This window comes from Stenotrophomonas sp. YJH_SMC_37 (genome assembly GCF_059370035.1).
The window spans coordinates 28,940-53,546 of the sequence record NZ_JCAFTG010000015.1 but is presented as its reverse complement, the minus strand read 5'-3'; the positions used below and the strand labels follow the sequence as shown (position 1 = coordinate 53,546).

Sequence of the window (24,607 nt, the reverse complement as noted above, 5' to 3'; positions counted from 1 at the left end):
TTCCCTTCCTCGGTAGCGCCGGGCCCATGCCCGGCGGGCATGTTCCTCAGCGCAGCGGCGAGGCCAATACCGTGATCTCCTCACGGTCGTGATAGAGCTGCTTGGCGCGTACCACCAGCGGCTTGCCGGCCTGGTCCTGGAACAGGTCCAGGCACAGGCGGGTTTCGTCCCAGCGCTTCTTCATCGGCAGCTTCAGATTGAAGATGGCGTGCCTGCACCAGCCTTCGCGGAACCAGGTGGCCATGCGTTCGGCCACGCGGCGCGGCTGCTCGACCATGTCGCAGACCATCCAGTCCAGCGGCTGTTCGGGGTGCCAGTGGAAACCATCGGCGCGCAGGTGCTCGACCAGACCGGTGTCCAGCACGTGCTGGCGCAGCGGGCCGTTGTCGATGCTCAGCACGTGCATGTGCTGGCGGGTCAGTACCCAGGTCCAGCCGCCGGGGGCGGCGCCCAGGTCGGCCGCACGCATGCCGGGCTTGGCCAGTGCTTCGCGTTCTTCCGGCGTCAGCAGGGTCAGCAGTGCTTCGTCCAGCTTCAGTGCCGAACGCGAAGGCGCCTCGGGCAGCAGCTTCAGGCGCGGGATGCCCAGTGCCCACGGCGCGCTGTCGGCCGGGTCGGCCACGCAGACGAAGGCATGGGTGCCGTCGACGAACACCACGTGCAGGCGCGGCAGGCGGTTGTTTGGCTTATCAGTGAGCTTGCCGGCCTTGCGCAGCGCCGGGCGCAGTGCATTGCCGAAGGCTCGCGCCAGCCCGGACAGTGGCTTGCCAGCGTCCGAATCGGGGTGCTCCACCCACAGGTCGCCGAAGCGCGGCGCATCGGCCAGCACCTCCAGCATCGGGGTGATGCGATCGCTCGGGTCCAGCTGCGGCAGCTCGGCCAGCACGACCAGCTTCTGCCGCGCGAAGATCAGTTCTCGCCAGCGCAGGCGTGGCGCCAGTGCTGCAGCGTCGTCGCACATGAAAAGCACATAGCCGTCATTGCGCTGGGTGCGCGCATAGCCAGCGAAACCGGCTTCACCGGCGCGGAACTGCAGCTCGCCGGCCAGCTCGGGTTCAAAGCCCTGCCGGCACAGGCACAGCAGGCCGATGCCGGTCTCAGTAACGGGCGCCATCGCTTTCCCCATAGGTTCGCAGCACGCTGCGCGCGGCGTCGCGGTCCAAGCCCTGCACCACTTCGATGCCACGCTTGTTGAGCTCGCCGACCCAGTCGGCCGGCAGCGGGCCTTCATCGAACGGGGTCAGTTCCTCGACGTCGGCCGCACTGGCACCGATCAGCAGGCGGTCGATGCCGGCCCACACGGTAGCGCCATAGCACTGGCAGCATGGCTGCGAACTGGTGGCCAGGGTGACCGGCGACAGCACCGCGTTCAGGCGCGGGGTCTGCAGGCGCTGCTGGGCCAGCATGTAGGCCATGTTCTCGGCGTGCGCCAGCGAAGTCGCGTGCGGCATCACCCGGTTCACGCCAGCGGCGATGACCTTGTCGTCCGGGCCGAACACCACCGCACCGAACGGGCCGCCACTGGCGTGCTCGACGTTCAGCCGCGACAGCTCGATCGCCAGCGCGACCTTGGCCTCGTCGCCCGGATATCGACGATCCAGGTCGATCTGGTCGTGGATCCAGGCGGGAAGGGTCAGGTGGACTTGCGCGTACAGCATCGCGGGGGTGCCTCGTGTGGGATGGAAAAAAGTGCGGTTGCTTGGGGAACCGGCGCGCAGTGTAGCCGCACCGGCCTGTATCGGGTGTGGGCGTGGGTCAGCCTGGCGAGCCGGTGCGGACCACCACGTACTGCTTGCGGAATTCCAGCCCTGCCTGCGGCCAGCTGGCCGCGTAGGCGCGCAGCAGGGGCAGGGCGGCGGCGAAGTCGTGGCCGTTGACCCGGCAATCAGCCTCGCACAGGCCATCGGCATCGCGCGAGGCGAACAGGCGGATGGCCAGGAAAGAACGCGTCTTCAGCAGCGCATCGAATGCATCGATGCTGCGCGTGAACAGGCAGCAGGGGCAGGAGCCATGATCGTCTTCGCTGCGGGGGCCGGTGTCCATCTCATGCTCGCGGTAATGCGCCAGTGGACCGAGCACCACGGTGCGTTCGAGTTCCTGGCCGTCAGCGCCGGCCGGATAGGCCAGGCCCATCATCGGCAGGCCCTGCGCGTCTTGGGCGCCGATCGCGGTCTGCAGGGTCACCAGGTCCACCCGGGCCCAGGCCTGGAAGCCGGACAACAGCGATGCCTGCTCATCGGCACCATTTGCGTGCTGGTACTCGAACAGGCCATCGGCGAACAACTGCGGATGCTGGCTTTCAATGACGGTGGAGGTCTGCCAACCACCGTTGTCGCGCGCGTGTGCGGCCATTGCATGCGGGGTCAGGCGCAGGCCGCTGTCCAGCAGCAGCGCGTTGCCGTCGATGCGGCTGGCGACGCTGGCGTCCTGCAGGGCCTGCTGCAGCAGTGGGAGGAGGGCGGTGGACGTCGTGGTCATGTCAGGCCTGTGGATGGATCGGGTGGAGCATCCAGGCCGGGCCCGGTGCTAGCGGTCGAGCGCGTCAATTTCGGCGCGATAGCGCTGCGCGTCGGACTGCTGCTGCGGGTCGTTGCCGTGGTCGCGCAGCCAGCTTTCCAGTTCGCGGCGATAGTCCGCGCGGAACTCGGCATTGCCCGGGCTGAAGTGCAGCTTGCGCGCCGCTACCTCCACGCGCTCGCGCGCACTGGCACGGGCCTGGGCGATGCCATGCGGGGATTCGTTGGTGAGGATGACGAAGTTGCGTGGGAAGCCCGGCGTGTACTTGACCACGAACGGCTGGTCGCGCGCCGGGATGCGGATGGCGTTTTCCAGCGGCCACAACGAAGCGGTGTTGGTGTAGAACACCACGTCCACGTCGCGGCCCTCGGCGGTATGCAGCACCCCTTCGTAGCGCCAGATGTACTGTTCGTTGAGCGTGGAACTGGTTCGCTCGGCCTTGACGATCACCGCTTCACCACGCTCGCCCACCACGTTGAGGAAGGTGGCGTTGAGGAAGTGGCCGAGGAACATGTTGAGCATCGCCAGCGGGAACACCACGATGGCGTAGCCCGGAAAGCGCCGCCACCACGAGACCAGTCCGGCCAGCACCATCGCTGCAAAGAACGTCAGCAGCGGATGCTGCGAGATGAACCAGAACAGGACGGAGAGGGCGGTGATCATTGTCGATGGCGTGCGGGCGCCATGCTGGCGCCCGCGCAGGTCCTCAGGCCGACCAGGTATCGCGCAGGGTCACGCTGCGGTTGAACACCGGCTTGGCTTCGGTGTGGTCGCGGCGGTCGGCGACGAAGTAGCCGGTACGTTCGAACTGGAACGACTGCTCCGGTGCGGCGCTGGCCGCGGCCGGCTCGACATAGCCGGTGACGGTGCGGCGCGATTCCGGATTGAGGTAATCGCGGTAGGTCTTGCCTTCCGAGTCATCATCCGGGTTCGGCACCGAGAACAGGCGGTCGTACAGGCGGATCTCGGCCGGCACGCCATGCACGGCGCTGACCCAGTGGATGGTGCCCTTGACCTTGCGGTTGGCGCCTTCCATGCCCGGACGCGATTCCGGATCCAGCCAGCCGCGCAGCTCGGTGATGGTGCCATCGGCATCCTTGATCACTTCGTCGCAGCGGATGATGCCGGCGCCGCGCAGGCGCACTTCGCCACCCGGCACCAGGCGCTTCCAGCCCTTCGGCGGCACTTCGGCGAAGTCCTCGCGGTCGATCCACACCTCGCGTGCAAACGGCACTTCGCGGCTGCCGAAGCTCTCGTCCTTGGGATGGTTGCTGAAGGTCAGCAGCTCTTCGTGGCCTTCCGGCAGGTTGGTCAGCACCAGCTTGACCGGATCGACCACCGCCATGCGGCGTGGGGCGGCGCTGTCGAGGTCCTCGCGCAGTGCGCCTTCCAGCACGCTGAAGTCGATCAGCGAATTCTGCTTGCTGATGCCTACGCGCTCGGCAAACAGGCGCATTGCAGACGGGGTATAACCACGGCGGCGCAGGCCCTGCAAGGTCGGCATGCGCGGGTCGTCCCAGCCGTCCACCAGCTGTTCGGTGACCAGCGCCATCAGCTTGCGCTTGCTCATCACCGTGTAGTTGATGTTCAGGCGCGAGAACTCGATCTGGCGCGGCTTGGCAGCTTCGCGCGGCAGGCCGGCATCGACCAGCGGCTGGGTCAGCGCATCGTCATGGGCGAAATCGACGTTGTCCACGCACCAGTCGTACAGCGGGCGGTGGTCTTCGAACTCCAGCGTGCACAGCGAGTGGGTGATGCCCTCGATCGAATCACCCAGCGCGTGGGCGAAGTCGTACATCGGGTAGATCGGCCACGCGCTGCCGGTGTTCTGGTGCTCGACGTGCTTGATGCGGTACAGCGCCGGATCGCGCAGGTTGATGTTGCCGCTGGCCATGTCGATCTTCGCGCGCAGGGTGCGTGCGCCATCCGGGAATTCACCGGCGCGCATGCGGCGGAACAGGTCGAGGTTCTCCTCGACGCTGCGGTCGCGCCACGGCGACGGGCGGCCCGGCTCGGTGAGAGTGCCGCGGTAGGCGCGCACTTCCTCGGCCGACAGGTCGCAGACATAGGCCTTGCCCTGTTCGATCAGCTTCTCGGCGGCCAGGTAATAGGCCTGGAAGTAGTCCGAAGCATGGCGCAGCTCGTTCCACTCGAAGCCCAGCCAGCGCACGTCGTCCTGGATCGCGGCCACGTACTCCGGATCTTCCTTGGCCGGGTTGGTGTCGTCGAAGCGCAGGTTGCAGACGCCGCTGAATTCGCCGGCGATGCCGAAGTTCAGGCAGATCGACTTGGCATGGCCGATGTGCAGGTAGCCGTTCGGTTCCGGCGGGAAGCGGGTCTTGATCGCCTGGTGCTTTCCGCTGGCCAGGTCCTCGCGCACGATCTGGCGGATGAAATCGCGCTTTTCGTGGCTGTCGGCGGGGGTCTCGGGGCTGGCGGGGGTGTGCTCGGACATGAGTCTGGGGCGAAAAAGGGCAGAAAGACCAACAGTCTAGCGCGTACCGGGCGGGGTTGCCCGGTCCGGATCGGTAGCGCCGGGCCACGCCCGGCGAGCGTGGCGGCAACCCGCCGGGCATTGCCCGGCGCTACCGGGACGGGGCGGGCGTATGCTGGAACCTTGTCCCATGGAGCCGCCGCATGCACATCGTGTACAAGGCCGACAACCTGTTCGACGCCCACCTGGTCAAGCACGCGCTGGAAGACGCCGGCATTCCCGCTTTTGTATTTGGCGAGTCATTGCTGGGCGGCATGGGCGAGCTGCCGCTGTTTGGTGTGCTGCGGGTCGGTATACCCGATGCGGCACGCCCGCAGGCCGAGGACATCGTGGCCGCGCTGGACTTGGGCCACGCGCCGGACGCCCCCATTTCAGATGCAGACGACATAGCCGGCCTTCCGGCGTAGGAGCGCATCATGTTGGGAATTGGCCAGGGCATCCTCGGCATCGGGGCCTTCAAGCAGCGCCTGCCGCGCCCGGAAGAGGCGCTGCCGGGACGCGAGCAGCCGTTGCCGCTGCACAGCAACCAGCACTTCGTGAACAGCCATCCGCTGAAGGACCGTTTCGCCGGCCTGCAGCAGATCCGCTTCGCGCTGGGCTGTTTCTGGGGCGCCGAGCGCAAGTTCTGGACCGAACCGGGCGTGTACAGCACCTCGGTGGGCTATGCCGGCGGCATCACCCCGAACCCGACCTATGAAGAGGTCTGCTCGGGCCTGACCGGCCACACCGAAGTGGTGCAGGTGGTGTTCGACCCGGCGGTGGTGAGCCTGGAACGGCTGCTGCAGCTGTTCTGGGAAAGCCATGACCCGACGCAGGGCATGCGCCAGGGAAACGACACCGGCACCCAGTACCGTTCGGCGATCCATGCCACCGACGAGGGCCAGTACAAGGCCGCGCTGGCCAGTCGCGAGGCCTACCAGGCGCAGCTGGATGCGGCCGGCTACGGCCCGATCACCACCGAGATCGTGTACCCGGCACCGGCGTACTACTACGCCGAGGACTACCACCAGCAGTACCTGGCGAAGAATCCGAACGGCTATTGCGGCATCGGCGGCACCGGCGTGAGCTGCCCGATCGGATTGGATGTGGAGGCGCCGCGCTGACGCGCGGTGGTCCGCCTGCGGCGGGCAGAAGCCAAAGCCAAAGCCAAAGCGGCTCTGGTTTGCTGTGAGTTTGGCGGGACGGGTGCAGATGGCGGGACACGCCGTAAACCCGTCCTTGGGGGCTCGGCCACGGCATCCATGCCGTGGACGGTCCCGCCATCTGCGCCCGTCCCACCTTCGACAGTTTCCCGGTGACGGTGGGCGAGAGCATTGGTTACTGACGAACTGATGGAAAACAAAAAGGACGCGGCGTTCGCCGCGTCCTTTTTGTTTGGTTCTGCATTGCCCTTGTAGAGCCGAGCCATGCTCGGCTCCGAGCAAGCGAAGCGCGCGACCCGCTGTTGCTCTTCTTTCTTTCTTCCGTGGCGGGCGGCCGCAGGAAACTGTCGAAGGCAGGGTGGGTAGGCCGTGCAGGGGCGTGAGCCGCATGGATGCGGCGACAGAGCTTACAGGGACGTACTTGCAGCGTCCCCTGCACGGCCTACCCACCCTGCCAACCACATGACCCGCTCTTCGCGACCAAGCCCCCCGCCACGAGGGGCTCAGCCGTTGGCCGGAATCCTCACAGTGCGGCGCGGATCCGCTCGCGCAGTGCTTCCAGATCCTTGGCAAACGCCTCGATGCCGGTCGCCAGCTTCTCGGTGGCCATCGGATCGGCCGCCAGATCCGCCGCGAACTTCGCCGCGTCGATCGGCGTCACCGCCGTGCCATCGGCTGCACCGGCTACCAGCTTGCGCGGCAGCTCGCCGTGGTCGGCGTCCAGCTTCTCCAGCAGGTCCGGCGAGATCGTCAGGCGGTCGCAGCCGGCCAGTGCTTCGATCTGCGCGGTCGAACGGAACGAGGCGCCCATCACCACCGTCGGCGAACCGCGACGCTTGAATTCGGCGTACACGCCGCGCACGAACTTCACGCCCGGGTCTTCGTCGATGGTGGCCGGGGTCTGGCCGTTGGCCACGTACCAGTCGAGGATGCGGCCGACGAACGGCGAGATCAGGAACGCGCCGGCTTCGCTGCAGGCCAGCGCCTGGGTCGGGTTGAAGATCAGCGTCAGGTTGCAGTCGATGCCTTCGGCCTGCAGGATGCGCGCGGCTTCCACGCCTTCCCAGGTCGCGGCGATCTTGATCAGGATCTTCTCGCGCGGCACGCCGGCGTCGGCGTACATCTGGATGAACTGGCGGGCCTTGGCCACGGTGGCCGCGGTGTCGTGAGCCAGGTCGGCATCCACCTCGGTGGATACCCGGCCCGGCACCAGCGTGCTCAGCAGCGCGCCGACGCCGATGGTCAGGCGGTCGGCCACCGCGTGCACCACGGCTTCGCGGTCGCCACCCTGCTGGCGGCCCCAGGCCAGTTCGCGTTCGATCAGCTCGGCGTAGACCGGCAGGTCCAGCGCCTTCTTCACCAGGGTCGGGTTGGTGGTGCAGTCCACCGGCTGCAGGCGCTTGATCGCCTCGTAGTCACCGGTATCGGCGACGACCACGGACAGTTCACGCAGCTGGGACAGTTTGGACGGGGTACTCATTGCGGCTCCTGGTGCAAGGGAATCGAATCGCGCGCGGTGCGCAGCGGTAATCAGGGGCGGTCGTTATGGACCGCGGTCACGCGCAGGCGCAGCTTCCGGCCACCGGGCGCGTTCCAGTCGATGCTCTGGCCGACCGAAAGGCCGAGCAGGGCACTGCCGACCGGGGCCAGCACGGAGACCTTGCCTTCATCGACGTTGGCTTCGCGGGGGAAGACCAGGGTCAGGACGTGCTTTTCGCCCGACACTTCATCTTCGCATTCCACGCGCGAATGCATCATGACGATGCCTTCGGGAATCTGGTCCGGTGCCATCACGGTGGCCCGGTTGAGTTCTTCAGCAAGCGCGAGCGCGGCAGGCGTCTGGCTCAGCGCGGGGGATTCGAGCATGGCGTCCAGGCGGTCCATGTCGAAAGTAGAAACGGTGATCGACGGCGGCAGGCCGCTGGCGGTACTCATGGTGAAGCTCCTTGGTTGAAAGCCATGCAAAAGGCGGCACCTGCTGGCGCCGCCTGTCTGTATTGTGGGGACAAATGCGGCCGGAATCGACTCCTGCCGATTCCGGGCCGATGCTGCAGGGGTTCAGCCGTTCAGCGCCGGGCCGGGCAGGGATGCCGCATCGGACGTGGCGTTCAGCGCATCCAAGGTGAACAGCGCCTGCGGCAGGCGCTTGAACTGGTCGGCCAGCTCCATCAGGAAGTCGTTCATGGCCGAGCTGCGACGCCAGATCATGGCGATGCGGCGGCTGGGACGGCCCTCGCCGGTGAAATCGAGCAGGCGGATGTTGTTCGAGCGCGGCACCGGCGGCTGCACCGACAGACTTGGCAGCAGGGTGATGCCGACGTCGGCGGCGACCATCTGCCGCAGGGTTTCCAGGCTGGTGGCGCGGAATTCGGACTTCTCATTGGCGCCGAACAGGCGGCACACTTCCAGCGCCTGGTCGCGCAGGCAATGCCCGTCTTCCAGCAGCAGCAGCTTCTGCGTCGCCAGTTCCTGCACGTCCAGATGTTCGCGACGGGCCAACGGGTGGCGCCCGGAGACGGCCAGCAGGAACGGCTCCTCGAACAGGAACTCGGCATGCAGCTGGTCGTCCACCACCGGCAGCGCCAGCAACGCAGCATCCAGCTTGCCTTCGCGCAGGCGGTCCAGCAGCACGTCGCTCTTTTCCTCGACCAGCAGCAGTTCCAGCTCCGGGAAGCGCTCGCGGATGCGCGGGATCACATGCGGCAGCAGGTACGGGCCGAGGGTCGGGAAGATGCCCAGGCGCACCGTGCCGGCTTCCGGATCGCGGCTGCGTCGCGCCGCTTCCTTCAGCTGTTCCACTTCGGACACGATCACCCGCGCCCGTGCCGCCGCTTCCTGACCGGCCGGGGTCAGCATCACCTTGCGCGGTGCGCGTTCCACCAGCGGCAGGCCCAGCTCTTCTTCCAGCTTGCGGATCTGCGTCGACAGCGTGGGCTGGCTGACGAAGCAGGCGGCGGCAGCCCGGCCGAAATGCTTGTGGTCGGCCAGGGCTACCAGGTACTTCAGATCACGTAGGTTCATCCTTACACCCCAGGGGTAACGGACCGGCTGACGGCGTGGTTACCCGACAGGCAGACAATGTTCCCGGTGATCTGGGAACGGTGGATCAGGCCGCTTCAGCAACGGCACCGCTGCTGTTGCTCACCGACGAGCGGATCAGGTGGTCGAACGCGCTCAGTGCGGCGGTGGAACCGGCGCCCATGGCGATGATGATCTGCTTGTAGGGCACCGTCGTGCAATCGCCAGCAGCGAACACACCCGGCAGGTTGGTCTGGCCGCGGTCATCGATGACGATCTCGCCACGCGGCGAAAGCGCCACCACATCCTTCAGCCACTCGGTGTTGGGCAGCAGGCCGATCTGCACGAAGATGCCTTCCAGCTCGACGCGGTGGGCATCGCCGCCGATGCGGTCCTTGTACACCAGGCCGGTGACTTTGCTGCCGTCGCCCAGCACTTCGGTGGTCTGTGCGCTGGTCAGCACCGTCACGTTGGCCAGGCTGCGCAGCTTCTTCTGCAGCACTTCGTCGGCACGCAGGCTGGAATCGAACTCCAGAAGGGTTACATGCGACACGATGCCGGCCAGATCGATGGCCGCTTCCACGCCGGAATTGCCGCCGCCGATCACCGCCACGCGCTTGCCCTTGAACAGTGGGCCATCGCAGTGCGGGCAGTAAGCCACGCCCTTGTTGCGGTACTGGTCTTCGCCCGGCACGTTCATCTGCCGCCAGCGTGCGCCGGTGGACAGGATCACCGAACGGGACTTGAGCACCGCACCGTTCTCCAGCTGCACCTGCACCAGGCCGTCTTCGCCGGCCGGCACCAGCGCGCTGGCACGCTGCAGGTTCATGATGTCCACGTCGTACTCGCGCACGTGCTGTTCCAGCGCCGTGGCCAGCTTCGGGCCCTCGGTCTCCTTCACCGAAATGAAGTTCTCGATGGCCATGGTGTCCAGCACCTGTCCACCAAAGCGCTCGGCGGCGATGCCGGTGCGGATGCCCTTGCGCGCGGCGTAGATCGCCGCTGCCGCACCGGCCGGGCCACCGCCCACCACCAGCACGTCGAACGCGTCCTTGGCGGCAATCTTCTCGGCATCGCGCTTGCCGGCATTGGTGTCCAGCTTGGCCACGATCTGCTCCAGGGTCATGCGGCCCTGGTCGAACACTTCACCGTTGAGATACACGGTCGGCACCGACATGATCTCACGCTTCTCGACTTCGTCCTGGAACAGGGCGCCATCGATGGCCACGTGCTGGATGCGCGGGTTGAGCACTGCGGCCAGGTTCAGCGCCTGGACCACGTCCGGGCAATTCTGGCAGGACAGCGAGAAGTAGGTTTCGAACCGGTAGTCGCCTTCCAGGTTCTGCACCTGCTCGATCAGCTCGGCGGTGGCCTTGGACGGATGACCGCCCACCTGGAGCAGCGCCAGCACCAGCGAGGTGAACTCGTGGCCCATCGGCAGGCCGGCGAAGGTCAGGTGGATGTCCTGGCCCGGGGTGCCCAGGTCGAAGGACGGCACGCGGCCCTGCCCATCGCGCAGCACCTGCAGCGAGATCTTGTCCGACAGGCTCTCCAGGGTCTGCAGCAGGTCCAGCATTTCCTGCGACTTGGCGCCATCGTCGGCGTGCGCGGTGATCTGGATCGGGCGGGTCACGCGTTCCAGATAGGTCTTCAGCTGCGACTGCAGGTTGGCGTCCAACATCGGGTCATCTCCTGGCTTCAGGCAAACAGGGGGCGTGGCACCGCTATAGAAGGCAGCGGACCAGCTGGGGGTAGGGGTGAACCCAAGACAGCGACCGTGGAAGGGGCTGGCTGGCCAAGGCGGGCGAGCGTTGGCTGTCTTGGGTTCACCCCCACGCCGGCGGGGGGACCGGCACGGGGATGAAGGGCGCGCCGTGGCGTGGGGACACGGCAGGCCGGTAGGGCTTAGATCTTGCCGACCAGGTCCAGCGACGGGGTCAGGGTCTTCTCGCCTTCCTTCCACTTGGCCGGGCACACCTGGTTCGGGTTGGCGGCGGTGAACTGGGCAGCCTTCAGCTTGCGCAGGGTTTCGGAAACGTCACGGGCGATCTCGTTGGAGTGGATCTCCAGGGTCTTGATCACGCCTTCCGGATTGATGATGAAGGTGCCGCGCAGGGCCAGGCCTTCTTCCGGAATGTGCACGCCGAAGGCGTTGGTCAGCTGGTGGGTCGGGTCGCCGACCAGCGGGAACTGGGCCTTGCCGACGGCCGGCGAGGTCTCATGCCACACCTTGTGCGAGAAGTGGGTATCGGTGGTGACGATGTAAACCTCGGCACCGGCCTTCTTGAACTCGGCGTAATGGTCAGCTGCGTCTTCGATCTCGGTCGGGCAGTTGAAGGTGAAGGCGGCCGGCATGAAGATCAGGACGGACCACTGGCCCTTCAGGCTGGCGTCGGAAACCTTGATGAACTCGCCGTTGTGGTAGGCGTTGGCTTCGAACGGCTGGATCTGGGTATTGATGAGGGACATCATTTTTCCTCTTGGTGAAGGGGAGTGGGTGAATCGACAGGAGCTAGGTTACCCATTCGCTCGCGATAAGAACAATCCATTGATTGCATCCATTCGATAGATGGAGTCTATCGAAGAACCCTTAGCAGGCACTGAACCTGGCCATCGCCATCCTGCAATTGCCTGTGTGACAAGGGAAATCTCGGCAGACCGCTGCTTGGGGCCGATAGTCCGTCCTTATCCCGCCCTGCGGAACCTGAACCGATTCTGGTTTTGTAGAGCCGAGCCTGTGCTCGGCTGCTCCAGAAGCAGCCGAGCACAGGCTCGGCTCTACAATTGCAGCATGTCCTTTCAAGCCCAACCCACCCTGCGTCAGGTCGTAGCCGACGCCAGTGCTCGCTTGGGCAGCATCGACGCCCGCCACGAGGCGGAACTGCTGCTGCTGCATGTACTGGACCGCCCGCGCAGCTGGCTGTTCGCGCACGCCACCGATCCGCTGGCCGCCAATGACCAGGCCGCCTTCGAGGCGTTGCTGGCCCGCCGCGTGGCCGGTGAGCCGGTGGCCTACCTGACCGGCCGTCGCGGATTCTGGACGCTGGACCTGGAGGTCGACCCGGCCACGCTGATCCCGCGTCCGGAAACCGAGCTGCTGGTCGAGCTGGCGCTGGAGCGCCTGCCGCCAGACCAGTCGCTGCAGCTGGCTGACCTGGGCACCGGCAGTGGTGCGATTGCACTGGCACTGGCCAGCGAACGGCCGCAGGCGCAGGTGCTGGCCACCGACGCCAGCCCGGGCGCGCTGGCCGTGGCCGCGCGCAATGCCGCCCGCCATGATCTGCGCAACGTCCGCTTCGCCGAAGGCGGGCACGACTGGTATGCGCCGCTGCAGGGCGCGCGTTTTGATCTGATTGCCAGCAACCCGCCGTACATCGCCAGCGACGATCCGCATCTGGAGCAGGGTGACCTGCGCTTCGAGCCGGCCACCGCACTGGCCTCGGGTCCGGATGGCCTGGATGACATCCGCCGTATCGTCGACGGTGGCCAGGCCCACCTGCGGCCCGAGGGCTGGCTGTTGATCGAGCACGGTTGGGACCAGGGCGCGGCGATCCGTGCGCTGTTCGACGCGGCGGGATTTGTCGAGGTGCAGACCGCACAGGACCTGGAGCAGCGCGACCGCATCACCCTGGGCCGGCGTCCGGCCTAGAATGGAGGTTCTCCTGCCCCGGCAGGGCATCACCCTGGAGCTGCAAGCATGCGTACGCTGTACCCCGCCATCACCCCCTACGACGTCGGCACCCTGAAGGTCGACGACCGCCACACGCTGTACTTCGAACAGTGCGGCAACCCGGACGGCAAGCCGGTGGTGATGCTGCACGGTGGCCCGGGCGGCGGCTGCAGCGACAAGATGCGCCAGTTCCACGACCCGTCCAAGTACCGGATCATCCTGTTCGACCAGCGCGGTGCCGGCCGTTCCACCCCGCACGCCGACCTGGTGGACAACACCACCTGGGACCTTGTTGCTGATATCGAGAAGCTGCGCGAACACCTGAAGGTCGATCGCTGGCAGGTGTTCGGTGGCAGCTGGGGTTCGACCCTGGCGCTGGCCTATGCCGAAACCCATCCGCAGCGCGTGACCGAACTGGTCCTGCGCGGCATCTTCATGCTGCGTCGCTGGGAACTGGAGTGGTTCTACCAGGAAGGCGCCAACCGCCTGTTCCCGGATGCGTGGGAGCATTACCTCAAGCCGATTCCGCCGGTGGAGCGCCATGACCTGATCTCGGCCTTCCACCGCCGCCTGACCAGCGACGACGAAACCACCCGCCTGGAAGCGGCCAAGGCCTGGGCGGTGTGGGAAGGCGCGACCAGCTTCCTGCATGTCGATGATGACTTCATCAACAGCCACGAAGACCCGCATTTCGCGCTGGCGTTTGCCCGCATCGAGAACCACTACTTCGTCAACGGTGGTTTCTTCGAGGTGGAAGACCAGCTGCTGCGCGACGCGCACCGCATCGCCGACATCCCGGGCGTGATCGTGCACGGCCGCTACGACGTGGTCTGCCCGCTGGCCAACGCCTGGGACCTGACCAAGGTGTGGCCGAAGGCGAAGCTGGAAATCACCCCGGCCTCGGGCCATTCGGCGTTCGAGGCCGAGAACGTGGATGCGCTGGTGCGCGCCACCGATAGCTTCGCCTGATCGGTAGTGCCGGCCGCTGGCCGGCAATGCTTCACCATCAGCGCCGGGCATCGCCCGGCGCTACCGGCCTCATCCACGCATGGCGTGGATTTACCAGTCCCCGGCCAGCAACGCGTCGGCCAGCACCTGCAGCTTCGGCGAGTGCTGGCGCGACGGCGGGTAGATCAGCGACAGCGCACGGCTGCGGCCCTCGAACGGCTGCAGCACGCGTTGCAACCGGCCGTCGGCCAGCGCGTCGGCCACCGCGAAATCCATCACCTGCACGATGCCGATGCCGGCGATCGCCGCTTCCACCAGCGGATCGCCGCTGTCGAACACCATCCGCGTCGGTGGCGTGAAGTCGTGAAGCTGGCCGTCCTGCAGGAACTGCCAGTCCACCAGCCGGCCACTGCGCAGGTTGCGCACCGCCAGGCACGCGTGGCCCTGCAACGCCGCCACATCGTCCGGTGCGCCACAGCGGGCCAGGTAGCCGGGGCTGGCCACCGTCACCCAGCGCAGCGGCCGCAGTGGCCGCGCGACGATGCGCTGGTCGGCGATGACGCCGGTGCGCAGCGCGGCATCGAAACCTTCCTCGACCAGATCGACCAGGCGGTCGTTGAGCACGGCTTCCACCTGCAGTTGCGGGTGCTGCTGCAGCATCGGCCCCAGCAGCGGTACCAGCACCTTGCGCCCGAACATCGAGGGCGCACTGATCTTCAGGGTGCCCGAGGGCGTGCACGGACGGTCGGCCAACTGGCGTTCGGCGTCTTCGAGACCGCACAGCAGGGGCGCGACCTGATCGACGAACTGGCGACCATCCGGGGTCAGTGCCACGTTGCGGGTGTTTCGCTGCAGCAGCTTCACCCCCAGCGTGGCCTCCAGCCGACTGATCGCGCGCGACAGGCCTGACTGGCTCAGGCCCAGCTGCCCGGCGGCGACGGTGAAACTGCGTGCTTCAGCCACCTGCACCAGCATGCGCACGGCATTGAGGTCCATCGAGGTTCCATTCATGCTGAAAATCATGACAGATATGGCTGGAAAGGGGTTTATTGATAGCTCTGCATCAATGAGACTGCGCTCCCCCACAGCACCGGACCGTCGATGCCTCCCCTCAAGTACCCGCGCTGGGCGCTGGCCCTGCTGGCCACCGCCCAGCTGATCATCGCCCTGGATGCCACCATCATCTTCGTCGCCCTGCACGACATGGGTCGCGCGCTGCAGATCAACGCACAGCAGCTGCAATGGGTGGTCAGTGCCTACACCGTGGCCTTTGGCGGCAGCCTGCTGCTGGGGGGCCGTGCCGCCGACCTGATCGGCCGTCGCCGCTTCTACCGGCTGGGCATGCTGCTGTTCGCACTGGCGTCGCTGCTCGGCGCGCTGGCGCCGAACGCCACCCTGCTGATCATCGCGCGTGCGGCGCAGGGCATCGGCGCGGCACTGCTGTTCCCGGCCACGCTGGCGCTGATCAACACGTTGTATGCGGAAGGTCCGGTGCGCAACCGCGCACTTGCGATCTGGAGCATGGCCAGCGCGGTGGGCCTGGCGCTGGGCACGCTGCTCGGTGGCGTGCTGACCCAGGCGTTCGGCTGGCCGGCAGTGCTGGCAGTGATCGTGCCACTGGCCACCACCTGCGCGGTCGCTGCGGGCGCGTGGTTGCCGGCCGATGGCCCGCGTCTGCAGGGCCGTTCCTTCGATCTGGCCGGTTGCCTCACCGTCACTGCCGGCGGCAGTCTGCTGGTCACTACCCTCGTGCAAGGGCCGGAGTGGGGCTGGACTGCGCCGGCCACGCTGGGCTGCCTGCTGCTGTCGGTGCTGCTGCTGGTGGCGTTCGTGCAGATCGAACAGCGCAGCCGCGATCCGCTGATGCAGTTCGCGTTGCTGCGGCTGCCCGGACTGCGCGCGGCACTGGGCCTGACCTTCGCCTTCATGAGCAGCTATGGAGTGCAGTACTACTTCATGGCGCTGTACTTCCAGGACGGCTACGGCTGGAGCCCGCTGCAGGCCGGCCTGGCTTTCCTGCCGGCGACGGCGGTGTGCACGGTCGGCATCCAGCTGGCGGAGTGGGCGCTGAAGCGCTGGAGTGCACGCAAGGTGCTGGTGCTCGGCCAGCTGGCCGGTGCCGTTGGCATCGCCTGGGCCGCAGCAACACTCCCGCACGCCTCGAACTTCTGGCCGCTGCTGCCCGGCGTGGTAGTGCTGAGCATCGGCCAGGGCATGACCTGGACCTCGATGTGGATCGTGGCCGGGCAGGGCGTGCCGTCCGCACAGCAGGGTGTTGCATCTGGCATGGCGGCGACCGCGCAGCAGATCGGTGGTGCGCTGGGCCTGGCGGTGCTGGTGATGGTGGCCAATGCCCATGCGGGTGCAGCCGGTTCGCCGAGTGCACTGGCCGGGCTGGTGCGCGCCGAATACGGTGCCGCCTTGTTTTCACTGTTCGGCGTGGTGATCGCGCTGGGCCTGCGCCCGGCGCCGGCCGAATCGGCCGCCACCGTCTGCCCGGCCAACGAGGCATGATTGAAGGCGCTGCCGTGGGTGGATGTGCCGCGCCTGGGCAGTGCCGGCCGCTGGCCGGCAAACACATTGATCCAACTACCCTGAGGTTTCCGGCCAGCGGCCGGCACTACCGATCCGGAATGGATCCACGCGCATTCAACCCAGCGCCAGCAACTGCGGCTGCAACGCGCTGAAGATCCGCGCCAGCCGCTCTGCCCACGCCTGCTGCCCGGCGGCATCGGCAATCAGGTCCTGGCGGATCTCCAGCTCCACGTGCACCAGGCCGCGCCCTTCGCCATGCACCGGTACCGCGTAGTCGCTGGTACTGCTGACCGAATACGGTTCGTTGTCACCCACCACCAGGTCGCCTTCATCGCGCAGTGCCTGCAGCAGGGCATGCGCAAAGCGCGTGTCCTGGTGGTACAGCACGCCGGCGTGCCACGGTCGCTGCGCGCCGCTCATCACAGGGGTGAAGCTGTGCATCATCACCAGCAGGGTGGGGAGGCCGGCAACGCGCCGCGCGTCCAGTTCCGCATCGATGCGGGCGTGGTACGGTGCGTGGATCGCATCGATGCGCTGCTGCCGCTGCGCCGCCGACAGCGCGGCATTGCCGGGCACCACGGTGTGGTCGCTCACCTCCGGAATCAGCGTGGGCGAGGCCAGTGGGCGGTTGCAGTCGATCAGCAGCCGCGAATAGGTCTGTTCGATCGCCCAGGCATCCAGCCGTTCGGCCAGTGCACGAGTGGTGCCGGCAATGCCGATGTCCCAGCCGATATGGCGGTCCAGTTCGGCCTGCGGCAAGCCCAGGCCTGCGAGCGCACGCGGCACCTGCTGGCCGGCGTGGTCGGCCAGCAGCAGGTACGGCGACGCGCCCTGCGGCCGGTGGAGGGTGTAGATCGCCGGGTCGTCGGCGCCGAGCAGCGCCGGCAGCGCATGCAGGTCGGCGTCAGCCACGCGGGCGTCCGTCCAGGTGATGCTCGATCATCCACAGCCCGGCCCAGAGCTTGGCGTCCAGCTCGTAGCCTTCGCCCATCTTCTGCACCAGCCAGGCCGCTGCCTCACTGCGCGGAATCTCGTGGACGATGATGTCCTCGCTGTCGTCGCCACCCCCTTCGCCGATCCGGCGCAGGCCGGTGGCGCGCACGAAGGCGATCTTCTCGCTGCTGGCGCCGGAAGAGGTCGGGCCGATCAGCAGCACTTCGGCGTGATCGGCGGTCCAGCCGGTTTCTTCCTCGAGCTCGCGCACGGCCGAGACTTCAATCGATTCGCCGGCGTGGATGTCGCCGACCAGGCCGGCCGGCATCTCGATGGTGGGGGCCTGCAGCGGTACACGGAACTGTTCGACGAACAGCACCTTGTCCTCCGGGGTGACGGCGATGATGATCGCCGCCAGGCCGCCGGCGTGGGTGCGTTCGCTGTATTCCCAGGTACCGCGCACGACCATGCGCTGGTACTTGCCTTCATAGACGACACGCGGGGCTTCGGTATTGCGCTGGCTCATGCGGGCTCGCTGTGGGTGGGAAGAGGGTCGGCCACGCCAGCGGCATCGAACAGCCGGCGGCGGGTCATCGGGCCGAATCGAAGGGTCTGGCACAGGCCACCGAGCAGTTCCGGGTCGGCCGCCTGGCGCAGCAGGCCGGGTTGGCTGCCTTCCAGCGGCGCGTCCAGCGCGATGGTGGTCAGCTGGCGCCAGAGCCGGGCATGCTCGCGCTGCTCGCGCAGGCGCACCGCCATCTGGGCCGCGCCGCGCAGGCGCAGGAACGGCACTTCGTCCAGGCGTTCGTACAGTGCATCCATGCTGCCGAAATGGGCCAGCAGCACGGCGGCGGACTTGCTGCCCACGCCACTGATACCGGGAATGTTGTCCACCGCATCGCCGCACAGCGCCAGGTAGTCGGCAATCTGGTGCGCGTGCACGCCGTGCCGCGCCTTCACCCCGGCCACGTTCCAGCGCTGGTTGCGCGCATAGTCCCACTGCTCGTCATGGTCGGCCAGCAGCTGCGACAGGTCCTTGTCGGCGGAGATGATCACGCCGCGATGGCTGCTGCGGTGAACGTGCAGGGCGCTGCCGATCAGGTCGTCGGCCTCGTATTCGTGGTGCGCCAGCACCGCCAGGCCCAACGCCGCGCATAACGCCTTGCAGTGCACGAACTGCCGCTTGAGTGCTTCCGGTGCCGGATCACGGTTGGCCTTGTAGGCCGGGTACAGGCGGTGGCGGAAGCCGCTGTCGAGCGCTTCATCGAAGGCGATGGCGATGTGCTGCGGGCGCTCGCGCTCGAGCAGGTCCAGCAGGAAGCGGGCGAAACCGTGCACGGCATTGGTCGGCCAGCCCTGCGCGTCCTGGAACTGGTCCGGCAGCGAGTGCCAGGCGCGGAACACGTAGATGCTGGCATCGACCAGGTACAGCGAAGGCGGCGGTGCCGGCAGGCTCATGCCGGCGGCGTCCAGTCGCGCAGCAGCGCGGCCGGGTCCGGACGCTCGCGCTCGGGCACGGCGGCCTTCGGCGTACCGATATGGATGAAACCGGCGACGCTCTCGCCCTCGGCCAGGCCCAGGTAGGCGTGCACGGCGGGGTCGAAGGCCATCCAGGCGGTCAGCCACTGCGCGCCGAAGCCCAGCGCCTGTGCGGCCTGCAGCAGGGCGAAGCAGACGCAGCCGGCGGTCATCAGCTGCTCCTGTTCGGGGACCTTCGGGTCCGGGCGCGGGCTGGCCACCACCACGATCACCAGCGGGGCATGACTGAAACGCTGGCGGTCCTTCTCGAATACCGCCTCGCCGGCATGCGGGTCGCGCTGGCGGCTGCGCTCGGCCAGGAAGTTGCCCAGAGTGTGACGTGCATCGCCGGCGATCTTCAGGAAGCGGAACGGTACCCGCTTGCCGTGGTCGGGCACGCGTACGGCCGAGGCCAGCATGCGCTGCAGGGTTGCCGGGTGCGGGCCGGGCTCGCCCAATTGCCGCGAGGGCACCGAGCGGCGGGCATCCAGGGCAAGCAGGGCAGTGGGGTCGGGCATGGAGTCTGAACCGGTCATCACGGGCATTTGATTATAGTCGGGGTGGTCGAAGACGCCGTCTGGGTCGCGTCCAGCCCCTGAATGCCAAACTGTGATGAACATCATGCCACTGGCGGGAAAGGGACGGCCGCCTGCTCTCGCCTCGTGGGCCTTGCACGGCTTACGATATCCATCTTGCCGGGCCGCCGGTCATGAGGTTTGAAGTGAGGACTGTTTCACTGTCCGTGACGGGCTGGCCGGCCTACCATCGACGTACCGGTACATGGGGTGTGCCGGCCGCCGCGATGTCCATGCTGACTGTCGTACCAGAGAAGGTGGGGAGCCTTCCCGAATGATGAGCGCGCCCACACCGATGGGATCGCCGGGTCGTGACCCGGTCCAGTTGCAGCGTGCCCGGGACATGGTCCTGCCCGCGCTGTGCCAGGTTTTCGGGGCCGCACTGGCGCGTTTCGACGACGCACTGTTCGACCGCGCCGGCAATGCCGGTTCGTCGCAGCTGCTGTTCCTGGATGCGATGCGTGAACTGCGCCGCCGCCGCGAGGACATCGCCGGTGCCTTCGCCGGCCATCTGCAGCGGGCTTGGGACGCGCTCGCCAGCGGCGAGCCGCTGTCGGCCGAGGCGACCCTGTCCGGTCCTGCCGAAGATGGCCTGAGCCTGCTGGCCGAACATGTACTGGAATCGCGGCTGGCGGTGCGCAATTTCGCCACCGTGCTGCTGCGCGACTTCAAGCCGGTGCTGGCGCGGCTCGACCGGCGCCTGGGCCGCCTGATCGGCGGCGCCGAGCTGGATGCCGACCACAACCCGGTCAGCCCCGAACACCTGGGCGTGGCCATCCACGAGGCCTTTGCCGGCTGCGAGCTGGCGCCGGAAGTGCACCTGGTGCTGATCAAGCTGTGCGAGCGCGACCTGCGCGCGCCGGTGGGCCGCATCTACGAGAAGCTGGACGAGCAGCTGGCCGCCGCTGGCGTGATGTCGCAGGTGGGGGCCCCGCGGCGTCCATTGTCGGCCGCGCCCGACCCGCGCATGGCGGCGGGGGCGGATGATCTGGTCGAGCCGCGCCACGCGGCGGGCTTGGAATCCGAGTTCAGCGATGATGAGCAGGCCGCGCCGGCCTGGGCGCAGCGCTTCGCCGCGCGCTGGTCCGAGCGCCGTGGCCACATGCAGCAGCATCTCGGGGGCGACGATGCCGGCAACGGCGAGGCGTATGCCGGCCAGCAGGGCATGCTGCTGGAGGCTCTGCATGAGCTGCTGCAGCAGACCCGTCACGTTCGCGAGGATGCCACCTCGGCCGCGCAGGTCGCGGTCGGCCAGCATCGCCCGTTGAGCCAGCGCGAGATGATGTCGGTGCTGTCACTGCTGCAGGCCACGCCCAGCGCCACCCTGCGCGCGGCCATCGGCGAGGACGGCGAATCCCTGGCGCAGCGCTTGAAGAGTGAAGTACTGTCCAGCGCGACCCGGCTGGGCGTCGATCCGGGCCAGACCCGGCTGGACCCGCAGGACGAGGATGCGATCGACCTGGTGGGCATGCTGTTCGACGTGATGCTGGACGAGCGCGAACTGGAAGGCCGCTCGCGCGAGCTGATCGGCCGCCTGGTGGTGCCCTTCGTCAAGGTGGCGATGCTCGACCGTCGGATGTTCGTGCAGAAGACCCATCCGGCGCGCAAGCTGCTCAACTCGCTGGCGGAGGCCTGCGAGGGCAACACCGGCGAGAGCCAGGCCGAGCGCATGCTGATGGCCAAGGTCGAGGAGATCATCGAACGGCTGGTGGCCGAGTTCAACGAGAACCTGGCGATCTTCCTGACCCTGGAAGAGGAATTCCGCGAGTTCCTCGTGCAGCACCGCCGCCGCGTGGAAATCGCCGAGCGGCGCGCCGCCGAAACGCAGCGTGGCCAGGAAAAGCTGGAAATGGCCCGCAGCCGGGCAGGTGCCGAACTGGACCGTCGCATCGGCGATGCCTCCCTGCCGCCGGCCATCGCCGAGTTCCTGCGCCAGCCGTGGCAGCACCACCTGACCCTGGCCCTGCTGCGCGAGGGCGAGGAGGGCGCGTCGGTGGCCGAGGCACTGAGCCTGGCCGACGGCCTGCTGGAGGAAGTGGCCGAGGCGCGCCGCCAGATCGTCGGCAAGCCATGGCTGCAGGCCTGGCAGCCGGCGCTGGCCAAGGTGTTCGGCAGCGTTGGCGTGCACGGTGATGCCGCCACCGGCGCCATTGATGCCCTGCATGACACCTTGCAGGGCATTGCCGAATCGCGGCCGGAGCTGCAGCGCGCGCTGCCGGAGCTGCCGCAGGTCGCGTTGCCGGTACCGCCGGTGGCTGAATCGCCAGCGGTCGAGCTCGGCGGGCAGATCGACGCCGACGATTTCGACAACGCCGATGCCGACCGCTTCCGCCGCATGGAAATCGGCAACTGGCTGGATTTCGTCGACAAGGACGGCAAGGTCCAGGCCGGCAAGCTGTCCTGGGTCAGCCCGATTTCCTCGCGTCTGTTGTTCGTCAACCGTCGTGGCGTGCGCTTCTGCGTGGCCTCGCCGGAAGAACTGGCGGTGATGGTGCGGCTGGGCCGCCTGCGTGCCCACGTTGACGATGGCGCCTTCGACAGCGCGATGCAGGGTGTGATCGATCGGCTGGACCCGGGCAGCGCAACGCTGCACTGAGCCGTGGCCGCCTGCTAGGATCGGGAAAACTCACCGATCAGCGGGGACCTGCATGGCCGTGGCGTTGCTGGGGATCAAGGAGACCGCGCCGGGCGAACGGCGCGTGGCGCTGACGCCGGAAACCGCGCGCAAGCTCGGGGCCATGGGCATTGCCGTCTGGTATGAGGCGGGCGCGGGTTTGGCCGCTGGTTTCACCGACGCCGCCTATGACGATGCCGGTGCACGCGTCTTCGACGCGGGCCGCTGGGCCGAGATCGACATCCTGCTGTGCGTGCAGGCCCCCCCTGCGGCGGTGCTGGAACAGCTCAAGCCCGGCGCCAGCGTGGTCGGCCTGCTGGCCCCGGCCAGCGATCCGGCGCTGGCCGCGCTGGCGACCGATGGTCGCCTGCAGCTGTTCCCGCTGCAGCAGCTGCCGCGCACCACCCGTGCGCAGGCGATGGATGTACTCAGTTCGCAGGCCGGCATGGCCGGCTACAAGGCGGCGCTGATCGCTGCAGAACGTGCACCGCGTTTCTTCCCGATGCTGACCACCGCCGCCGGCACTGTGCGCCCGGCCAAGGTGCTGGTGATCGGTGCCGGCGTGGCGGGCCTGCAGGCCATTGCCACCGCGCGCCGCCTCGGTGCACAGGTGGAAGGCTTCGACGTGCGCCCGGAAACCCGCGAGCAGATCCAGTCACTGGGTGCACGCTTCCTCGATCTTGGCGTGAGTGCGGCCGGCGAGGGCGGTTATGCGCGCGCACTGAGTGATGAGGAGCGCGCCGAGCAGCAGCGCCGGCTGGCCGACCACCTGCGCAGCGTGGATGTGGTGATCTGCACCGCAGCGGTGCCGGGGCGACCGGCGCCGACGATCGTGACTGCGGCAATGGTGGAGGGCATGGCTGCTGGCAGCGTGATCGTGGATCTGGCTGCCGAGAGCGGTGGCAACTGCGCTCTGACCCAGCCGGGGCAGTGCATCGAACACCAGGGCGTGACCATTGATGGCCCACTGGGCCTGGCCAGCCGCGGCGCGACCCAGGCCAGCGAGATGTATGCGCGCAACCTGCTCAACTTCGTCGCGCTGTTCGTGCGCGAAGGGCAGCTCGGTTTCGACTGGGAAGACGAGTTGCTGGCCAAGACGCGCTGGCAGGCGTGACCTGACCTGCATGCTGTAGAGCCGAGCCCATGCTCGGCTTGCGCAGACGCGATGAAGCAGCCGGGCGTGGGCTCGGCGCTACAGAGGGATTGAATCTGGCCTTACCGGGGCTTCGCCGGCGGCGGGTTGTCGCGCACCCAGTCCTTGCGCTGTTCCGGCGTCATCTGTGACCAGCGCTCGCGCAGGGCATCGCGCTGCGCGGGGGGCAGCCCCCGCATCTGGCCGAACAGGGCACGGGCCTGCTCCCGCTGTTCCGGGCTCATGTGCTCGAAGCGGCGCAGGCCGCGGCGGGCCTTGTCGCGCTCTTCCGGACTCATCGATTGCCAGCGCTGGCCGTGCGAGAGCATGCGCTGGCGCTGGCCGGCATCGGCGCTGTTCCAGCGGTCGCGTAGCGGCGCCAGCAGGGACTCCCGCTGCGCTTCACTCAACTGTTCCCAGGCCGGCAGCGGTGCGGCCGGCGCAGGGCGTGCGGCAGGGGCGGGCGCGGCGCTCTGCGCCACCGCCGGGACGGCCGGCAGCAGCAACAGGGTCATCAGCAGGGGCAGGGTGTGCAGTCGGGGCATGATTCACTCCATCGCCAGGTCGGTATCGCCCAGCCACAGGTACAGATCGGGATTTTCGTCGTAGAGCGCGCTGTTGTCTTCCACCGCGGCAAGCACAGGTGCCGGCGCAGGGCCCGTCAGCGTGCCATGGCCGGTGAACTGCAGGCCTATCCCCAGCGCCACCACCAGCGAGCATGCACTGGCCAGCCACCAGCGCCAGCGCCCCCGGTGGGCGGCCGTGGCGCCGTGGCGAGCGTGGCGCAGCCGGGCCAACGTTGCAGGCGACAGCGCCTGCAGCGACTGCGCATGCAGGCTGCGCAGGGTGTCGTCGGAAGGCAGGGAGCGTTTCACGGGTGGATCTCCAGATAATCCTGCAGCGCCTGCCGGGCGCGTGCCAGATGGGTTTTTACCGCGCCTTCGCTGCAGCCCATGGCGCGGGCAGTGGTGGCCCCGTCCAGGTCCTGCAGCACGCGCAGGGTGAAGGCCTCGCGCTGGCGGGCGGGCAGGCGGCGCAACGCGTCCACCAGCTGCTGGTACTGCTGGCGCTGTTCATGCGCCTGTGCCGGGTCGGGGCCGGGATCGGCCCAGTCGATCCCGCCGCCTTCCGCGTCCTGGTTGTCGCGCCAGAACGGCAGGCGGAAGCGGCGCCGGCGCTGCACGTCGATCACGCGCCGGCGCAGGATGCTCCAGAACAGCGGCGCCCATTCGGCCGCCGGCTTGTCGGCGTAGTCCAGCATGCGCATCAGCGCGTCCTGCACCGCATCCATGGCGTCTTCGCGCTGGCGCAGGCCGGCCTCGGCGAAGCGGAACGCACGCGGGCCGACGCTGGCCAGGAACGCCTCCAGCGATGCCGGCGGGGCATCGGTCTCGGCGCTCGGGGGGACGGGGCTGCTCACCAGCACAGGGTACGGTTCCTCGCTCGGGGTCACCATCGACAACGCGTGAGCGCCGCTTCGGTTGACGCCGGGTGCACGCGGGGTTCAGCCC

General features: G+C 67.8%; 25 protein-coding genes. 7 read left to right on the top strand and 18 right to left on the bottom strand.

Features of this window, described 5'->3' with window-relative positions:
* Nucleotides 1-46: 46 nt before the first annotated feature.
* The 5 genes from rlmM to AC5P8J_RS17905 form a co-directional block, all read right to left on the bottom strand.
* Nucleotides 47-1,114, bottom strand: coding sequence for a 23S rRNA (cytidine(2498)-2'-O)-methyltransferase RlmM (gene rlmM, locus AC5P8J_RS17925; RefSeq protein ID WP_019661128.1), 1,068 nt, complete (start codon nt 1,112-1,114; stop codon nt 47-49).
* The gene (locus tag AC5P8J_RS17920; protein WP_019661129.1) at nt 1,098-1,658 is read right to left on the bottom strand and encodes a nucleoside deaminase; all 561 of its coding nucleotides are present in this window, start codon (nt 1,656-1,658) and stop codon (nt 1,098-1,100) included. Before AC5P8J_RS17920 ends, rlmM begins: the two co-directional genes overlap by 17 nt.
* Before the next feature lie 97 nt (nt 1,659-1,755).
* On the bottom strand, nt 1,756-2,478 hold the full coding sequence (locus AC5P8J_RS17915) for a DUF6348 family protein (RefSeq protein ID WP_495217016.1): 723 nt from the start codon (nt 2,476-2,478) through the stop codon (nt 1,756-1,758).
* A 48-nt stretch (nt 2,479-2,526) separates the two neighbouring features.
* Nucleotides 2,527-3,180, bottom strand: coding sequence for a hypothetical protein (locus tag AC5P8J_RS17910; protein ID WP_134735912.1), 654 nt, complete (start codon nt 3,178-3,180; stop codon nt 2,527-2,529).
* A 43-nt stretch (nt 3,181-3,223) separates the two neighbouring features.
* Nucleotides 3,224-4,972: a glutamine--tRNA ligase/YqeY domain fusion protein gene (locus tag AC5P8J_RS17905; protein WP_111102383.1), complete on the bottom strand. Its 1,749-nt coding sequence runs from the start codon at nt 4,970-4,972 to the stop codon at nt 3,224-3,226.
* A gap of 182 nt (nt 4,973-5,154) precedes the next feature.
* On the opposite strand from AC5P8J_RS17905, the gene AC5P8J_RS17900 reads away from it, so the two are divergent.
* Together AC5P8J_RS17900 and msrA are read left to right on the top strand one after the other, a co-directional pair.
* Nucleotides 5,155-5,418 carry a putative signal transducing protein gene (locus tag AC5P8J_RS17900; RefSeq protein ID WP_010481810.1) on the top strand — a complete coding sequence of 88 codons (264 nt, stop codon included), beginning with the start codon at nt 5,155-5,157 and terminating at the stop codon, nt 5,416-5,418.
* A 30-nt stretch (nt 5,419-5,448) separates the two neighbouring features.
* The gene (msrA, locus tag AC5P8J_RS17895) at nt 5,449-6,114 is read left to right on the top strand and encodes a peptide-methionine (S)-S-oxide reductase MsrA (protein WP_031270096.1); all 666 of its coding nucleotides are present in this window, start codon (nt 5,449-5,451) and stop codon (nt 6,112-6,114) included.
* Nucleotides 6,115-6,676: 562 nt separating this feature from the next.
* Here the strand turns inward: msrA and AC5P8J_RS17890 are convergent.
* The 5 genes from AC5P8J_RS17890 to ahpC all read right to left on the bottom strand — a co-directional run bounded on the left by AC5P8J_RS17890 (nt 6,677) and on the right by ahpC (nt 11,640).
* Nucleotides 6,677-7,633, bottom strand: a complete 957-nt coding sequence (locus AC5P8J_RS17890; RefSeq protein ID WP_019661133.1) for a transaldolase — start codon at nt 7,631-7,633, stop codon at nt 6,677-6,679.
* Between the two features lie 50 nt (nt 7,634-7,683).
* On the bottom strand, nt 7,684-8,088 hold the full coding sequence (gene rnk, locus AC5P8J_RS17885; RefSeq protein WP_134732194.1) for a nucleoside diphosphate kinase regulator: 405 nt from the start codon (nt 8,086-8,088) through the stop codon (nt 7,684-7,686).
* A 123-nt stretch (nt 8,089-8,211) separates the two neighbouring features.
* Nucleotides 8,212-9,174, bottom strand: coding sequence for a LysR substrate-binding domain-containing protein (locus AC5P8J_RS17880; protein ID WP_021203199.1), 963 nt, complete (start codon nt 9,172-9,174; stop codon nt 8,212-8,214).
* Nucleotides 9,175-9,259: 85 nt separating this feature from the next.
* Nucleotides 9,260-10,852: an alkyl hydroperoxide reductase subunit F gene (gene ahpF, locus AC5P8J_RS17875; protein WP_111102381.1), complete on the bottom strand. Its 1,593-nt coding sequence runs from the start codon at nt 10,850-10,852 to the stop codon at nt 9,260-9,262.
* 224 nt (nt 10,853-11,076) lie between these two features.
* Nucleotides 11,077-11,640 carry an alkyl hydroperoxide reductase subunit C gene (gene ahpC / locus AC5P8J_RS17870; protein WP_005408159.1) on the bottom strand — a complete coding sequence of 188 codons (564 nt, stop codon included), beginning with the start codon at nt 11,638-11,640 and terminating at the stop codon, nt 11,077-11,079.
* Between the two features lie 322 nt (nt 11,641-11,962).
* Here ahpC and prmC point away from each other — a divergent pair, with 322 nt between their 5' ends.
* Both prmC and pip read left to right on the top strand, forming a co-directional pair.
* Nucleotides 11,963-12,820 (top strand): peptide chain release factor N(5)-glutamine methyltransferase, encoded by an 858-nt coding sequence (prmC, locus tag AC5P8J_RS17865; RefSeq protein ID WP_021203201.1) that lies wholly within the window; start codon nt 11,963-11,965, stop codon nt 12,818-12,820.
* A gap of 48 nt (nt 12,821-12,868) precedes the next feature.
* Nucleotides 12,869-13,810 (top strand): prolyl aminopeptidase, encoded by a 942-nt coding sequence (gene pip / locus AC5P8J_RS17860; protein ID WP_021203202.1) that lies wholly within the window; start codon nt 12,869-12,871, stop codon nt 13,808-13,810.
* Between the two features lie 90 nt (nt 13,811-13,900).
* Here the strand turns inward: pip and AC5P8J_RS17855 are convergent, their stop codons facing one another.
* Nucleotides 13,901-14,785, bottom strand: coding sequence for a LysR family transcriptional regulator (locus AC5P8J_RS17855; protein WP_111099045.1), 885 nt, complete (start codon nt 14,783-14,785; stop codon nt 13,901-13,903).
* Between the two features lie 105 nt (nt 14,786-14,890).
* Here AC5P8J_RS17855 and AC5P8J_RS17850 point away from each other — a divergent pair, with 105 nt between their 5' ends.
* Nucleotides 14,891-16,303 carry an MFS transporter gene (locus tag AC5P8J_RS17850; protein ID WP_019661140.1) on the top strand — a complete coding sequence of 471 codons (1,413 nt, stop codon included), beginning with the start codon at nt 14,891-14,893 and terminating at the stop codon, nt 16,301-16,303.
* A gap of 135 nt (nt 16,304-16,438) precedes the next feature.
* Here AC5P8J_RS17850 and AC5P8J_RS17845 read toward each other — a convergent pair whose 3' ends face one another.
* The 4 genes from AC5P8J_RS17845 to AC5P8J_RS17830 are packed head-to-tail and all read right to left on the bottom strand — an operon-like array spanning nt 16,439 to nt 19,293.
* Nucleotides 16,439-17,236 carry an N-formylglutamate amidohydrolase gene (locus AC5P8J_RS17845; RefSeq protein WP_134732192.1) on the bottom strand — a complete coding sequence of 266 codons (798 nt, stop codon included), beginning with the start codon at nt 17,234-17,236 and terminating at the stop codon, nt 16,439-16,441.
* Nucleotides 17,229-17,783, bottom strand: a complete 555-nt coding sequence (locus AC5P8J_RS17840) for an NUDIX hydrolase (RefSeq protein ID WP_019661142.1) — start codon at nt 17,781-17,783, stop codon at nt 17,229-17,231. The genes AC5P8J_RS17845 and AC5P8J_RS17840 overlap by 8 nt, the downstream gene beginning before the upstream one ends.
* The gene (locus tag AC5P8J_RS17835; protein WP_019661143.1) at nt 17,780-18,715 is read right to left on the bottom strand and encodes a 5'-3' exonuclease; all 936 of its coding nucleotides are present in this window, start codon (nt 18,713-18,715) and stop codon (nt 17,780-17,782) included. Before AC5P8J_RS17835 ends, AC5P8J_RS17840 begins: the two co-directional genes overlap by 4 nt.
* Entirely contained in the window at nt 18,712-19,293 is a 582-nt protein-coding gene (locus AC5P8J_RS17830; RefSeq protein WP_134735889.1) for a nitroreductase family protein, read from the bottom strand. The genes AC5P8J_RS17835 and AC5P8J_RS17830 overlap by 4 nt, the downstream gene beginning before the upstream one ends.
* Nucleotides 19,294-19,624: 331 nt before the next feature.
* On the opposite strand from AC5P8J_RS17830, the gene pacR reads away from it, so the two are divergent.
* Complete coding sequence (gene pacR, locus AC5P8J_RS17825) at nt 19,625-21,946, top strand: PacR family protein (RefSeq protein ID WP_021203205.1); 2,322 nt, start codon at nt 19,625-19,627, stop codon at nt 21,944-21,946.
* A gap of 52 nt (nt 21,947-21,998) precedes the next feature.
* Nucleotides 21,999-23,078, top strand: coding sequence for an NAD(P) transhydrogenase subunit alpha (locus tag AC5P8J_RS17820; protein ID WP_019661146.1), 1,080 nt, complete (start codon nt 21,999-22,001; stop codon nt 23,076-23,078).
* Nucleotides 23,079-23,179: 101 nt separating this feature from the next.
* Here AC5P8J_RS17820 and AC5P8J_RS17815 read toward each other — a convergent pair whose 3' ends face one another.
* Genes AC5P8J_RS17815 through AC5P8J_RS17805 form a run of 3 tightly spaced genes read right to left on the bottom strand, consistent with a single transcriptional unit; the run spans nt 23,180 to nt 24,552 of the window.
* Entirely contained in the window at nt 23,180-23,641 is a 462-nt protein-coding gene (locus tag AC5P8J_RS17815; protein WP_019661147.1) for a DUF3106 domain-containing protein, read from the bottom strand.
* 3 nt (nt 23,642-23,644) lie between these two features.
* Entirely contained in the window at nt 23,645-23,971 is a 327-nt protein-coding gene (locus AC5P8J_RS17810) for a hypothetical protein (protein ID WP_019661148.1), read from the bottom strand.
* Nucleotides 23,968-24,552 (bottom strand): RNA polymerase sigma factor, encoded by a 585-nt coding sequence (locus AC5P8J_RS17805; protein ID WP_019661149.1) that lies wholly within the window; start codon nt 24,550-24,552, stop codon nt 23,968-23,970. The genes AC5P8J_RS17810 and AC5P8J_RS17805 overlap by 4 nt, the downstream gene beginning before the upstream one ends.
* Nucleotides 24,553-24,607 lie beyond the last annotated feature (55 nt).

What these genes read in the sequence shown, in the direction of transcription:
- AC5P8J_RS17890 (WP_019661133.1), bottom strand. Translation starts at nt 7,633, where the DNA reads ATGAGTACCCCGTCCAAACTGTCCCAGCTGCGTGAACTGTCCGTGGTC.
- AC5P8J_RS17880 (WP_021203199.1), bottom strand. Translation starts at nt 9,174, where the DNA reads ATGAACCTACGTGATCTGAAGTACCTGGTAGCCCTGGCCGACCACAAG.
- pip (WP_021203202.1), top strand. Translation starts at nt 12,869, where the DNA reads ATGCGTACGCTGTACCCCGCCATCACCCCCTACGACGTCGGCACCCTG.
- AC5P8J_RS17815 (WP_019661147.1), bottom strand. Translation starts at nt 23,641, where the DNA reads ATGCCCCGACTGCACACCCTGCCCCTGCTGATGACCCTGTTGCTGCTG.
- AC5P8J_RS17840 (WP_019661142.1), bottom strand. Translation starts at nt 17,783, where the DNA reads ATGAGCCAGCGCAATACCGAAGCCCCGCGTGTCGTCTATGAAGGCAAG.
- rnk (WP_134732194.1), bottom strand. Translation starts at nt 8,088, where the DNA reads ATGAGTACCGCCAGCGGCCTGCCGCCGTCGATCACCGTTTCTACTTTC.
- AC5P8J_RS17805 (WP_019661149.1), bottom strand. Translation starts at nt 24,552, where the DNA reads ATGGTGACCCCGAGCGAGGAACCGTACCCTGTGCTGGTGAGCAGCCCC.
- rlmM (WP_019661128.1), bottom strand. Translation starts at nt 1,114, where the DNA reads ATGGCGCCCGTTACTGAGACCGGCATCGGCCTGCTGTGCCTGTGCCGG.
- ahpC (WP_005408159.1), bottom strand. Translation starts at nt 11,640, where the DNA reads ATGTCCCTCATCAATACCCAGATCCAGCCGTTCGAAGCCAACGCCTAC.
- AC5P8J_RS17905 (WP_111102383.1), bottom strand. Translation starts at nt 4,972, where the DNA reads ATGTCCGAGCACACCCCCGCCAGCCCCGAGACCCCCGCCGACAGCCAC.
- pacR (WP_021203205.1), top strand. Translation starts at nt 19,625, where the DNA reads ATGATGAGCGCGCCCACACCGATGGGATCGCCGGGTCGTGACCCGGTC.
- AC5P8J_RS17920 (WP_019661129.1), bottom strand. Translation starts at nt 1,658, where the DNA reads ATGCTGTACGCGCAAGTCCACCTGACCCTTCCCGCCTGGATCCACGAC.
- AC5P8J_RS17820 (WP_019661146.1), top strand. Translation starts at nt 21,999, where the DNA reads ATGGCCGTGGCGTTGCTGGGGATCAAGGAGACCGCGCCGGGCGAACGG.
- AC5P8J_RS17855 (WP_111099045.1), bottom strand. Translation starts at nt 14,785, where the DNA reads ATGGACCTCAATGCCGTGCGCATGCTGGTGCAGGTGGCTGAAGCACGC.
- AC5P8J_RS17830 (WP_134735889.1), bottom strand. Translation starts at nt 19,293, where the DNA reads ATGCCCGACCCCACTGCCCTGCTTGCCCTGGATGCCCGCCGCTCGGTG.
- AC5P8J_RS17835 (WP_019661143.1), bottom strand. Translation starts at nt 18,715, where the DNA reads ATGAGCCTGCCGGCACCGCCGCCTTCGCTGTACCTGGTCGATGCCAGC.
- AC5P8J_RS17900 (WP_010481810.1), top strand. Translation starts at nt 5,155, where the DNA reads ATGCACATCGTGTACAAGGCCGACAACCTGTTCGACGCCCACCTGGTC.
- ahpF (WP_111102381.1), bottom strand. Translation starts at nt 10,852, where the DNA reads ATGTTGGACGCCAACCTGCAGTCGCAGCTGAAGACCTATCTGGAACGC.
- AC5P8J_RS17850 (WP_019661140.1), top strand. Translation starts at nt 14,891, where the DNA reads ATGCCTCCCCTCAAGTACCCGCGCTGGGCGCTGGCCCTGCTGGCCACC.
- AC5P8J_RS17910 (WP_134735912.1), bottom strand. Translation starts at nt 3,180, where the DNA reads ATGATCACCGCCCTCTCCGTCCTGTTCTGGTTCATCTCGCAGCATCCG.
- prmC (WP_021203201.1), top strand. Translation starts at nt 11,963, where the DNA reads ATGTCCTTTCAAGCCCAACCCACCCTGCGTCAGGTCGTAGCCGACGCC.
- AC5P8J_RS17915 (WP_495217016.1), bottom strand. Translation starts at nt 2,478, where the DNA reads ATGACCACGACGTCCACCGCCCTCCTCCCACTGCTGCAGCAGGCCCTG.